A 12,595-nucleotide genomic window follows, 5' to 3' on the forward strand; every position below is an offset into this window, starting at 1 on the left:
GGGCGAGCCCGCTCCCACAGTTACAGCGCCGCTGTCATAGGCGGTGACATACCTGTGGGAGAGGGCTTGTCCGCGAATAGCCGCACTAGGAGAGCACTTGATTTGCTAAAAAAATCCCTCGGCACCCTGGCCCTCTTCTCCTTCTTGGCCGGCTGCGCCAGCCACGACATCAACCCACGCGGTTATGACAAAACCGGAACCGCCTCCTATTACGGTTCACGCCACCACGGCAAACGCACCGCCAGCGGCGAACCCTTCAACCAGCATGGCCTTACCGCCGCCCACCGCAGCCTGTCTTTCGGCACCCGCGTGCTGGTGACCAACATGGCCAACCAGCGCAGTGTGGTGGTACGCATCAACGACCGTGGTCCACATACCCGCGGCCGGCTGATCGACCTGTCACGCGCCGCCGCAGAAAAAATCGGCATGCTCCGTAGCGGAACAGCGCGCGTGCGAGTACAAGGGCTTAGCGACTGACGCGACAGGAGTCCGACCATTTTCGACCTGGCCACCCTTCCCACCTTCAGCCTCCTGCAACTGGGCATCGCCCTGGTGTTGCTGGTCGGCGGCGCCGAGTTGCTGGTGCGCGCCGCGCTGCGCCTGGCCCAGCGCCTGCATGTACGCCCGCTGATCATCGGCCTGAGCCTGGTGGCCTTCGGCAGTACCGCGCCACAACTTACCGTAAGCCTGCAGGCTGCCTACCAGGGCGCGCCGGACGTGGCGGTGGGCAGCGTAATCGGCAGTAATATCTTCAACGTACTGGTCATTCTTGGCCTGGCCGCGCTGATCATTCCCCTGCGCGTGTCGCGCCAACTGGTGCGCCTGGACATTCCGCTGATGATCATCGCCAGCGGCCTGGTCTATGCGCTGTCTGCCAACGGCCACCTGGGCCGGATTGAAGGAGGGCTGTTGCTGCTGGGTCTGGGCGGTTACCTGGCGATGCTCTGGCACCAGTCACGCCACTATGCCCGTACCTACCCTGCCCCGGATAGCGCAAAAACCGGTGCAGGGCGCTTCTGGTCCGGCACGCTGCTGCAGGTGCTGGCCGGCCTTGGCTTGCTGAGCCTGGCGGGCCACCTGCTGCTGGAGGCCGCTGTGGAGGTTGCCACCGACCTGGGCCTGTCCGAGCGCATCATTGGCCTTACCGTTGTCGCCATCTGCACCTCCCTGCCTGAACTGGCCGCCGCGCTGATTGCCGCCCTGCGCGGCGAACGGGAGATCGCCGTGGGTACGGTGATCGGCAGCAACCTGTTCAACCTGCTGGCTGTATTGGGTCTGACCGCACTCGTCACGCCCGAGCCGCTGTCGATCTCACCCAACGCGCTGTCTTTCGACCTGCCGGTGATGCTTGGCGTTGCGGCACTGAGCCTGCCGGTGTTTTATTCCGGCTATCGCGTCACCCGTGCCGAAGGCCTGGTGTTCCTTTGCCTGTACCTGGCTTACGGCCTGCACGTAGCGGCCTTTACCATGGGGATGCCGCTGGCTGGTCGCCTTGAGCATTTGATGCTGTTCTATGTACTGCCGGTGCTCGCCATGGTGTTGCTGTTCACCACCGTGCGCGCCTGGCGCCGCCAACACTAAGGAAAACAACATGGCTGATAGCAACAAGACCGGCGAACAGATTCGCCGCCAGGTAATGGGCGATGCATTCGTCGACCGCGCACTGGGCAATGCCACCGACTTTACCCAGCCGCTACAGGACTTTGTCAATGAACATGCCTGGGGCAGCGTATGGGCCCGCGAGGGGCTACCACTGAAGACCCGCAGCCTGATTACCCTGGCCACGCTGACGGCACTCAAGTGCCCGCAAGAGCTCAAGGGGCATGTGCGCGGGGCATTGAACAATGGCTGTACGGTGGAAGAGATTCGCGAGGCGTTGCTGCATTGCGCAGTGTATGCGGGAGTGCCGGCGGCGATTGATGCCTTCAGGGCGGCACAGGAAGTGATCGACAGCTATCAGTAGTTGCCTGTACCGGCCTCTTCGCGGGCGAACCCGCCAAGAGGCCGGCACTGTATTACTTGGCTTGGCGAGCCTTCTTCATCTTGAAGGCCACCCACAGCACCATGATCCACCCCGGGATCAGCATCACCGAGATGCGGATCGGCGGCGTCAGGTACATCACCACCAGAATCAGCACGATGAACGCCAGGCACAGGTAGTTGGTCAACGGGTGCCCCCAGCTCTTGTAGAACGGGGTAATACCAGCGGCCAGCTTGGCCTTGCGGAATTTCAGGTGGGTAATACTGATGCTCGCCCAGTTGATGACCAATGCCGACACCGCCAAGGCCATCAGCAAGCCAAAGGCCTCACCCGGCATCAGGTAGTTGATCACCACGCACAGGCCGGTCGCAAAGGCCGAAACACCCAATGCAGTCAGCGGCACACCGCTGCGGCTCACTTTCAGCAATTGACGCGGCGCGTCACCCTGGCTGGCCAGGCCGAACAGCATGCGGCTGTTGGCATACACACAGCTGTTGTACACCGACAGCGCGGCCGTCAGCACCACGATGTTGAGGATGGTCGCTACCAGGTCGCTGTCCAGCTCATGGAAGATCATCACGAACGGGCTGCCGCCCTGCACCACCTTCTGCCACGGGTACAGCGACAGCAGCACCGCCAGGGCACCGATGTAGAAGATCAGGATGCGGTAAACCACCTGGTTGGTGGCCTTGGGAATGCTCTGGCGAGGGTTGTCAGCCTCGGCAGCGGTGATACCCACCAGCTCCAGGCCACCGAACGAGAACATGATCACCGCCAGCGCCATCACCAGGCCAGTGACACCGTTAGGGAAGAAGCCGCCGTATTGCCACAGGTTGGCCACGCTGGCATCCGGGCCGCCATGGCCGCTGCTCAACAGCCAGGCGCCGAAGCCGATCATGCTGACGATGGCGACCACCTTGACCAGGGCGAACCAGAACTCCATCTCGCCGTAGACTTTTACCTGGGTCAGGTTGATGAGGTTGATCACCACGAAGAAGATCGCTGCCGTGGCCCAGGTCGGGAACTCTGGCCACCAGTACTGCACGTAGATGCCCACCGCAGTCAGCTCGGCCATGCCGACCAGCACGTACACCACCCAGTAGTTCCAGCCCGACACGAAGCCGGCGAACTCGCTCCAGTACTGATGGGCGAAGTGACTGAAGCTGCCGGCGACCGGCTCTTCCACCACCATTTCGCCCAACTGGCGCATGATCAGGAAAGCCATCAGGCCGGCGATGGCATAGCCCAGCAGGACGGAAGGGCCTGCCAGCTGGATGGTCTGGGCGATGCCCAGGAACAAACCGGTGCCGATGGCCCCGCCCAGCGCGATCAGCTGGATATGGCGATTCTTCAGCCCGCGCTGTAACCGCTCGGGCGTGCTCTGGTCTTGCATGAAGTGTCCTTTAGCTCAGTGAGGCTGTGTTTTTGTGTTGTTTGCAGTCAAGGATCTAGATCCATCCGCCCCACTGCAAGATGAAAATGCCAATATTGGTGGTGATCGCCGCCATTAGCGTGGTAATCACGATGATCGACGCTGCCAGCTCATGGTTACCATTGGCCGCTCGCGCCATCACATAGCTGGCGGCTGCGGTCGGGCTGCCGATGTACAGGAACAGGATACCCAGCTCCGCCCCCCGGAAACCGCACAACCATGCACCGAGGGTACCGAGCAGTGGCAGCCAGACCATCTTCACCAGGCTGGCATCGATGGCCAGCCTGCCACTGTCGCGCAACGCCGCCAGCGACAGTGTGCCGCCAATGCAGATGAGCGCCAGCGGCAGGGTCATCTGCGCCAGGTAATCGCCCGAGGTCAGCAGCCAGTTGGGCAGCGGCACCTGGCCGTAGGCCATGGGCGTGGCGACCAAAACGCTGATGATCAACGGGTTGCTGAAAATGCTCTTGCAGATGCTCCACGGGTCGGACTTGAGGTCCGGGCTGTACACCGCCAGTACCACTGCCGACAGCGAGTTGTACATGAGGATGACCAGGCCGGCGAGCACCGCCCCCAAGGAGATACCATAGTCACCGTACAGGCTGGCGGCCAAGGCCAGGCCGATCACGCCGTTGTTGCCGCGAAACGCGCCCTGGGTATAGATGCCTCGCTCTGCCAGCGGGCTGCGCCAGATGGCCAGGCCCCAGGCAATGGCGAAACCGACCAGAGTGGCGACGATGAAGTAGAGGATGACACCCGGTTTTATCGCTGAGGCCAGGTCAGCGTGGTAGATGCCGAGGAACAGCAGCGCCGGCATGCAGACGTTGAACACCAGTTGCGAGGCGACGCGGTTGAAGTTGTCATCAATTAGATGGATGCGTTTGAGCAGTACACCCATGAACAGCATGGCGAAAACCGGTGCCGTGATGTTCAGCGTCTGGATAAGAAGGGCGAGCATGCGCAAGCGATCCTGGAGGGGTTGCCGTTAGGGGGCTAATGATACGCCAACGGCTGGGATTTGCGGGGATCGAGCGCGATAAAAGGAATTGTCTTTTAGATTATCTAATGCCTGTACCGGCCTCTTCGCGGGCGCCCGCTCCCATAGGTCCTGCGCTGCTGTGATGGGCGGCGCGGTACCTGTGGGAGCGGGCCTGCCCGCGAAAGGGCCGGTACAGGCCCTGCAAGAATCAGCGCCGAACCGGCCGCTTCTGCAATTTGCGCTGCAAGGTACGCCGGTGCATGCCCAGCGCCCGTGCAGTGGCCGAGATGTTGCCCTCGTGCTCATTCAATACGCGCTGGATATGCTCCCACTGCAGGCGGTCGACCGACATCGGGTTTTCTGGCACCAGGGTATCCAGGTCGGTGTGCTCCGACAGCAGCGCCGCCAGCACGTCATCGGCGTCGGCCGGTTTGCACAGGTAGTTGCAGGCGCCCCGCTTCACCGCCTCCACCGCCGTGGCAATGCTCGAGTACCCGGTCAGGATCACCACGCGCATTTCCGGGTCCAGTTCCAGCAGCTTGGGCAGCAGCACCAGGCCTGAGTCGCCGTCCATCTTCAGGTCCAGCGTGGCGTAGTCCGGCAGGTCCTGCTGGGCCAGGATCAAGCCCTCCTCGGCAGAACTGGCAGTGCTCACGCGGAAACCGCGGCGGCTCATGGCCCGGGCCATGACCCGGGTGAAGGTGGCATCGTCGTCCACCAGCAGCAGGTGCGGCAGCTCTTCGCTTTCGACCTGGTTTTCTTCGCTCATCATTCATCTCCTCGCTTGCCATAGGGCAGGCGCAGTTCGGTCAGGGTGCCACCCTGTTCATGACTATAGAGTTTCACCGAACCGCCCGCACGGGTCACGCTGGCCTTGCTCAAGAACAGGCCAAGGCCGAAGCCTTTGCCCTTGGTGGTAATGAAGGGTTTGCCGATGGCTTCGGCAATGGCCGGCGGCACGCCCGGGCCGTGGTCGCGGATGCTGATGACGATGTCGTGGGCATCCCAGTCCAGGCGCACTTCCAGGTCATCGGGGCAGGCATCGGCGGCATTGTTCAACAGGTTCAGCAACGCCTGGGTCAGGTCCGGTGGCGGCGTCAGGCGCGGCACTTTGCCGTCGCGCAGGCGCTGGAAGCGGTAACTGGCTTCCGGGCGCATCAGGTGCCAGCGGTTCAGCGCCTCGTCCAGCCAGGCAGTCACGTCCTGCTCCACGATCGCCAGGCGGCGGTTGGCTTCGGCGGCGCGCACCAGCTGCTGCAAAGTCTCTTTACACAGTTTTACCTGGTCCTGAAGGATCTGCAGGTCTTCTTGCAGCAACGGGTCGGCGTGGTCTTGGCGCATTTCATTCAGTAGCACGCTCATGGTCGCCAACGGCGTGCCCAGTTCATGGGCGGCGCCAGCGGCCTGGGTGGCCACGGCCAGTAGCTGCTCGTCTCGCAGGCTTTCTTCCCTGCGCTCGGAACGCAGTTGCTCCTGGCGGCGCAGCTCTTCGGCCATGCGCGCAGCAAAGAAGGTGATCACCGCTGCGGCCAGGGCAATACTGAGCCACATGCCGTACACCTGCATCTTGTCCCGCGCCATCGGCAGGCCTTCGAGCGGGTAGAACTGTACCAGCAGCAGGCTGTAGGCCGTCAGGGCAATGCCCGAAAGAATCAGCGAATACAGCCACGGCAAGGTCACCGCAGCAATCGCCAGCGGTACCAGGTAATACGACACGAACGGGTTGGTCGAGCCACCGGAGTAATACAGCAAGGCACTGTGGATCAGCAGGTCGCAGGCCAGCTGCAGGGCATATTCCATTTCGGTGACCGGCAGCGACAGGCGCAGGCGCAGGGCCGTGAAGGCGCACAGCAGCGAGGACAAGGCCAAGGTGCCAGCCAGCGACAGCCAAGGTAAAGGCAGCAGTTCGGTCCAGTAGGCAACGCCCACGGAGCCTGCTTGAGCAGCCAGGACCAGGACCCGAATGACGGTCAGGCGCCAGAGGTTCTGGCGGGTAGCAGACAGCGGTTGTACGGCGGCGAGCATGAGCTCTCCTGATGAGTGCTCCAGAAAAATCGGCTGGAGTATACCGAAGCCGGGCGCCTCGCTGCAGCGATGCGGCAAAGCGCCACACTTTGTCACAGGTTCATGATGGCACTTTTGAACCCACTACACTGTTGCCGGTCACATGGGCCATGCGTGGAATGGATGACCAGACCCCACGCCTTTTATTGCCAAGGAGTACCACATGCAAATCCCTCGTCGCGGCGCCGCCCTTGTCCTGTCTTGCGGCCTGCTCGCCAGCCTGCCGGTGCTGGCTGCCGATGAACCGCGTTACAACCAGGTATCGCTGCGTGCCGAAGTCAGCAAAGAAGTGGCGCGTGACCTGATGGTCGTGACCTTGTACAGCGAAGCGCAGAACACCGACCCGGGCAAGCTCGCCAAGCAGATCACCGAAACCATGAACAAGGCCGTGCAGCAGTCGCGCCAGGTCAAGGACGTGAAGATCAGCCAGGGCAGCCGCAACAGCTACCCGGTCTATGACAGCAAGGGCCAGAAGATCACCGGCTGGCGCGAGCGCGCCGAGCTGCGCCTGGAAAGCGCCAACTTCCCGGCCCTGTCCCAGCTTACCGCCGACCTGCTGCAAGAACTGAAAATGGGCGGCATGGACTTCTCCATTGCCCCGGCCACACGCAAGGCCAGCGAGGATGCACTGCTCAAGGACGCAGTCGATGCCTTCAAGGCGCGTGCGCAACTGGCCACCGAGGCGCTGGGCGGCAAGGGCTACAAAGTGGTCAGCCTGAACCTCAACAGCAGCGGCTACCCGCGCCCGTACCTGCGTAGCGCACCGATGGCAATGAAGGCCATGGGGGCGGACGAGGCGGCGCCAGCGCCGGATATCGAGGCGGGTACCAGTGAAGTGAGCATGAATGCCGATGGCTTGATCGAAGTGCAGATGCCGTAAAGCTACGAACTCGCTGTGGGAGCGGCCTTGCCGGGGCGCTCCCACAAAGACCGCGCCCACCTTCAATTTTGCGATTTCAGACATTTCCTACGCACCACTAAGGTGCTTCCTACATTTAATCCCGCCTCGAAACATCCTGCAAAATGCCATCATTTTGCCTGCGCAAACGTTTAACTTCGTCGAAAGTTATACCGATGCGACATCCATGTACGAACGTACCACCTTTCTGGCGCCAACTATCCTTCTACCTGTTGCATTGGGAACATCCCCTGCATAAGTATCCGCAGGTCGGCTCACGAGGCCACCTCATCCGAAAAATGACAACAATGAGGCCACCATGCTCAAACACGCAGTCATTCCGTTCCTGCTGGGTGCAGGCTTGCTCACCGGCGCACCGTCGGCGCTTGCCGCGTCCAACCTGGTGTTCTGCTCCGAAGGCAGCCCGGCCGGTTTCGACCCGGGGCAGTACACCACCGGGACCGACTTCGACGCCTCGGCCGAGACCGTGTTCAACCGCCTGACCCAGTTCGAACGCGGCGGTACAGCAGTCATCCCGGGCCTGGCGACCAAATGGGAAGTGTCCGACGACGGCAAGACCTACACCTTCCACCTGCGTGAAGGCGTCAAGTTCCACACCACCGACTACTTCAAGCCCTCCCGCCCCTTCAACGCCGACGACGTGCTGTTCACCTTCAACCGCATGCTCGACAAGGACCACCCGTTCCGCAAGGCCTACCCCACCGAGTTCCCGTACTTCACCGACATGGGCATGGACAAGAACATCGCCAAGGTGGAGAAACTCGACGAGCACACGGTGAAGTTCACCCTCAATGAAGTCGACGCCGCGTTCATCCAGAACCTGGCCATGAGTTTCGCCTCCATCCAGTCCGCCGAATACGCTGACCAGTTGCTGAAAAACGGCAAGGCGGCCGACATCAACCAGAAGCCGATCGGTACCGGCCCGTTCGTGTTCAGCAAGTATCAGAAAGACGCGCAGGTCCGCTTCAAGGGCAACAAGGACTATTGGCAGCCCGATGATGTGAAGATCGACAACCTGATCTTCGCCATCACCACCGACGCCTCGGTGCGCATGCAGAAGCTGAAGAAGAACGAGTGCCAGGTCACCCTGTTCCCCCGCCCGGCCGACATCGAGCCGCTAAAGGCCGACAAGAACCTGCAAATGCCACAGCAGGCCGGCTTCAACCTCGGCTACATCGCCTACAACGTGATGGACAAGATCAAGGGCAGTAATGAGGCCAACCCGATGGCCCAGCTGAAAGTGCGCCAGGCGCTGGACATGGCGGTGGACAAGAAGAAGATCATCGAATCGGTCTATCAGGGCGCCGGCCAGTTGGCCGTCAACGCCATGCCGCCGACCCAGTGGTCGTATGACGACAGCATCAAGGATGCGCCATACGACCCCGAAAAGGCCAAGCAACTGCTCAAGGAAGCCGGCATCAAGGAAGGCACCGAAATCACCCTGTGGGCCATGCCCGTGCAACGCCCGTACAACCCCAATGCCAAGCTGATGGCCGAGATGTTGCAATCGGACTGGTCCAAGATCGGCATCAAGGCAAAAATCGTCAGCTACGAATGGGGCGAGTACATCAAACGCTCCAAAGGCGGCGAACAGGGCGCGATGCTGATTGGCTGGAGCGGCGACAACGGCGACCCGGACAACTGGCTGGGCACCCTTTACGGCTGCGATGCGGTCGAAGGCAACAACTTCTCCAAATGGTGCTTCAAGCCCTACGACGACCTGATCAAGCAGGCCAAGGCCACCTCCGACCAGGCCAAGCGCACCGAGCTGTACCAGAAAGCACAGCACATACTCAAGGAGCAGGTACCGATCACCCCGATCGCCCACTCCACCGTGTACCAGCCCATGAGCGCCAAGGTGAAGGACTTCAAGATCAGCCCGTTTGCGCTGAACTCCTTCTATGGCGTCAGCGTGGACAAATAGGGTAACTGCGGCACCCGCGCAATAGCGGGTGCCTTCCCCCATCACCTCTTTATGTCGTCCTGCGGCTACCCGCCGCGGGGTAGGCGAACTGTTGCCGTCATTCGTACCCCGAGGCGGTGCAAACAGATGAAAAAGGACTCGCCATGCGCCACGCTACTTGCCTATCGACCCTGCTAGCCCTCGGACTGCTCAGCCAATCCCCGGCCCTGCTGGCCAACAACCTGGTGTTCTGCTCCGAAGGCAGCCCTGCCGGCTTCGACACCGCCCAGTACACCACCGCCACCGACAACGACGCCGCCGAACCGATCTACAACCGCTTGGTGGAGTTCGAGCGCGGCGGCACCGCCGTACACCCTGCCCTGGCGACGCACTGGGAGGTATCGGACGACGGCCTGCAGTACACCTTCCACCTGCGCGAAGGGGTGAAGTTCCACAGCAACAAGGCCTTTACCCCGAGCCGTGACTTCAACGCCGACGACGTGCTGTTCACGTTCAATCGCATGCTCGACAAGGGCCATCCGTTCCGCAAGGCCTACCCCACCGAATTTCCCTATTTCATCAGCATGGGCCTGGACAAGAACATCGCGAAGGTGAAGAAACTCGACGAGCACACGGTGAAGTTCACCCTCAACGAAGTCGACGCCGCGTTCATCCAGAACCTGGCCATGAGTTTCGCCTCCATCCTCTCTGCCGAATACGCCAACCAGCTGATGGCCAGCGGTCGCCCCAGCGACATCAACCAGCAGCCCATCGGCACCGGGCCGTTCGTGTTCCAGCGTTACCAGAAGGATTCGCAGATCCGCTACAAGGGCAACAAGGATTACTGGGCACCGAATGAAGTGAAGATCGACAACCTGGTGTTCTCGATCAACATCGACCCCTCTGTGCGTATCCAGAAGCTGCGCCGCAACGAATGCCAGGTCACCCTGCACCCACGCCCGGCCGACCTGCCGGCACTCAAGGCCGACAACAAGCTGCAGGTGCTGCAGCAGCCGGGCTTCAACCTCGGCTACATCGCCTACAACACCCAGCACCCGCCATTCGACCGCCTGGAAGTACGCCAGGCGATGGACATGGCGGTGAACAAGACAGCCATCATCCAGGCGGTGTATCAGGACTCCGGCCAACAGGCGGTCAACGCCATGCCGCCCACCCAGTGGTCCTATGACGAAAGCCTCAAGGACGCACCCTACGACCCGGAAAAGGCCAAACAGCTGCTCCAGCAGGCCGGGGTCAAGCCTGGCACCGAGGTCACCCTGTGGGCCATGCCCGTACAGCGCCCGTACAACCCTAACGCCAAGCTGATGGCTGAAATGCTCCAGGCCGACTGGAGCAAGCTCGGCTTCAAGGTGCGCATCGTCAGCTATGAATGGGGCGAGTACATCAAGCGCATGAAAAGCGGCGAGCACGACATCGCCCTGATCGGCTGGACCGGTGACAACGGCGACCCGGACAACTGGCTGGGCACCCTCTACAGCTGCGATGCCATCGGCAGCAACAACTACTCGCTGTGGTGCGACCCGCAGTACGACAGCCTGGTCAAGCAAGCCAAGCAGGTTACCGACCGCACCCAGCGCACCGCCCTGTACCAGCAGGCCCAGCAGCGGTTGAAGCAACAGGTGCCGATTACCCCGGTTGCGCATTCCACGGTTAACCAACCGCTCAGCGTCAAGGTTTCCCAGTTCAAGGTCAGCCCGTTTGGGCGCAATGATTTTTCCGGTGTGAGTGTTGATTAAGCGTTAGCCAGTACCGGCCAACACAACGCCCCCGATTTAGCCCGGTGATCCCGCGGCAACCCTGGCAACACCGCAACAACCATCCGGCCCACAAGGCCGGCAATAACTAGAAAAGAATGGGAGCTTCAACCTTGAGAGTATTCACCTTGACCGCACTGGCTTTATCCATCAGTGCCTTATCCACCGTGGCCCAGGCCGACCCGCAAAGCCAGGAATACATTCCACTCACCCTCAAAGCCAGCAGCGAGCAGGCACAAGCCAGCGGCTTCATCGACGGCCAGAGCCTGTCCGGCACCACCCGCAACTGGTACGCCCGCGAGCGCGCCGCCCGCGCCCCGCTGTGGCGCTACTACAAAAGCGACGGCACCCGCCACGCCACCCACAGCCGCGAAAACTGGCTGCAGGGCACCATCCTCAACTACAGCTCCGGCTTCACCCAAGGCACCGTAGGCTTTGCCGTCGAGGCCGCCGGCTATAACGCCATCGCCCTGCAACAGAGCCGCCAGGCCGTCGCCGGCCCCAACAACCGCACGCTCACCCACAGCGATGGCGACCCCATCGGCCAGTGGAGCAAGCTGGGCTTGGGCAATATCAAGGCGCGCGTGTCCAACACCACCCTTACCCTCGGCCGTCAGTCGGTGGACACGCCGATGATCGCCTACATCGGCAACCGCGCCCTGCCGTCGAGTTTCCAGGGTGCGTTCCTGCACAGCGCCGAGTTCGAAAACCTCAGCTTCGACGCGGGCACCTTCGACCGCGTCTCGCCGCGTACCGAGCAAAGCCTCAGCAAATTCCGCAGCGAATACAGCGCCACCGGCGTAGAAACCGACCGCGCCAGTACCGCCGGCATCAACTACCAGCCGTTCAAGAGCCTGAGCACCAGCCTGTACGCCACCAAGGTCGACGACTTCTGGAACCAGTACTACTTCGGCGCCAACCACATGCTGGGCGACAGCGCGGTACTCAGCCTGAGCACCGGCCTGAACTACTACAAGACCGTAGACGCCGGCAGCCAGAAAATGGGCAAGATCGACAACGACGTCTACAGCCTGTCGCTCGACCTGACCCACCAGGCCCACACCCTCGGTGCCTCCTGGCAGCAGGTCAACGGCAACGAGTACTTCGACTACCTGCACGAGACCAACGGGATCTACCTGGCCAACTCGCTGCTGTCGGACTTCAACGGCCCCAACGAAAAATCGCTGAAGATCTCCTACGTGCTGAACATGGCGCCGTACGGCGTGCCGGGCCTGAAGTTCAACCTGTACAACGCCCGTGGCTGGGATATCGACGGCACCCATTACCGTGGCACGGCCTACGACGTGAATGGCCTGGACGGCGAAAACCACTACGAGTGGGGCATCGGCACCAGCTATGCGGTGCAAAGCGGGCCGCTGAAAGACACCAGCATCCGCGCCACCTATACCGCGCACCGCGCCAGCAAGGCACAAGGTGACGGCAGCCTCGACGAGTTCCGGGTGGTGACCACCATTCCATTCAACATTCTCTGACCGCTGGCGCCACGGCCCGTTTCGCTGCGGGCCGTGGCAGCTACGCTGG

General features: G+C 61.8%; 11 protein-coding genes. 7 read left to right on the forward strand and 4 right to left on the reverse strand.

The features are described from left to right. Window positions 1–102: 102 nt before the first annotated feature. The 3 genes from D8767_RS24330 to D8767_RS24340 are packed head-to-tail and all read left to right on the forward strand — an operon-like array spanning window position 103 to window position 1,963. The gene (locus D8767_RS24330; protein WP_122048446.1) at window positions 103–477 is read left to right on the forward strand and encodes a septal ring lytic transglycosylase RlpA family protein; all 375 of its coding nucleotides are present in this window, start codon (window positions 103–105) and stop codon (window positions 475–477) included. A 60-nt stretch (window positions 478–537) separates the two neighbouring features. Further along, window positions 538–1,581, forward strand: coding sequence for a calcium/sodium antiporter (locus D8767_RS24335; RefSeq protein ID WP_028698943.1), 1,044 nt, complete (start codon window positions 538–540; stop codon window positions 1,579–1,581). Window positions 1,582–1,591: 10 nt separating this feature from the next. Beyond that, window positions 1,592–1,963: a carboxymuconolactone decarboxylase family protein gene (locus tag D8767_RS24340; protein WP_016713161.1), complete on the forward strand. Its 372-nt coding sequence runs from the start codon at window positions 1,592–1,594 to the stop codon at window positions 1,961–1,963. Window positions 1,964–2,015: 52 nt separating this feature from the next. Here the strand turns inward: D8767_RS24340 and D8767_RS24345 are convergent, their stop codons facing one another. The 4 genes from D8767_RS24345 to D8767_RS24360 form a co-directional block, all read right to left on the reverse strand. Then, entirely contained in the window at window positions 2,016–3,374 is a 1,359-nt protein-coding gene (locus tag D8767_RS24345) for an amino acid permease (protein ID WP_016713162.1), read from the reverse strand. A 55-nt stretch (window positions 3,375–3,429) separates the two neighbouring features. Further along, window positions 3,430–4,371: an AEC family transporter gene (locus D8767_RS24350; protein WP_016713163.1), complete on the reverse strand. Its 942-nt coding sequence runs from the start codon at window positions 4,369–4,371 to the stop codon at window positions 3,430–3,432. A gap of 229 nt (window positions 4,372–4,600) precedes the next feature. Continuing rightward, window positions 4,601–5,161, reverse strand: coding sequence for a response regulator transcription factor (locus D8767_RS24355; protein ID WP_003255244.1), 561 nt, complete (start codon window positions 5,159–5,161; stop codon window positions 4,601–4,603). Continuing rightward, window positions 5,161–6,417, reverse strand: coding sequence for an ATP-binding protein (locus D8767_RS24360; RefSeq protein WP_016713164.1), 1,257 nt, complete (start codon window positions 6,415–6,417; stop codon window positions 5,161–5,163). The genes D8767_RS24355 and D8767_RS24360 overlap by 1 nt, the downstream gene beginning before the upstream one ends. 202 nt (window positions 6,418–6,619) lie before the next feature. On the opposite strand from D8767_RS24360, the gene D8767_RS24365 reads away from it, so the two are divergent. The 4 genes from D8767_RS24365 (at window position 6,620) to D8767_RS24380 (ending at window position 12,546) form a co-directional block, all read left to right on the forward strand. Continuing rightward, complete coding sequence (locus tag D8767_RS24365; protein WP_016713165.1) at window positions 6,620–7,336, forward strand: SIMPL domain-containing protein; 717 nt, start codon at window positions 6,620–6,622, stop codon at window positions 7,334–7,336. Between the two features lie 337 nt (window positions 7,337–7,673). After that, complete coding sequence (locus D8767_RS24370) at window positions 7,674–9,299, forward strand: ABC transporter substrate-binding protein (protein ID WP_016713166.1); 1,626 nt, start codon at window positions 7,674–7,676, stop codon at window positions 9,297–9,299. Window positions 9,300–9,442: 143 nt separating this feature from the next. Further along, on the forward strand, window positions 9,443–11,035 hold the full coding sequence (locus D8767_RS24375; protein WP_016713167.1) for an ABC transporter substrate-binding protein: 1,593 nt from the start codon (window positions 9,443–9,445) through the stop codon (window positions 11,033–11,035). A 131-nt stretch (window positions 11,036–11,166) separates the two neighbouring features. Beyond that, window positions 11,167–12,546 (forward strand): OprD family porin, encoded by a 1,380-nt coding sequence (locus D8767_RS24380; protein WP_016713168.1) that lies wholly within the window; start codon window positions 11,167–11,169, stop codon window positions 12,544–12,546. The last annotated feature ends 49 nt before the right edge of the window (window positions 12,547–12,595 follow it).

This window comes from Pseudomonas sp. LTGT-11-2Z, assembly GCF_003691445.1.
Lineage (GTDB): Bacteria > Pseudomonadota > Gammaproteobacteria > Pseudomonadales > Pseudomonadaceae > Aquipseudomonas > Aquipseudomonas monteilii.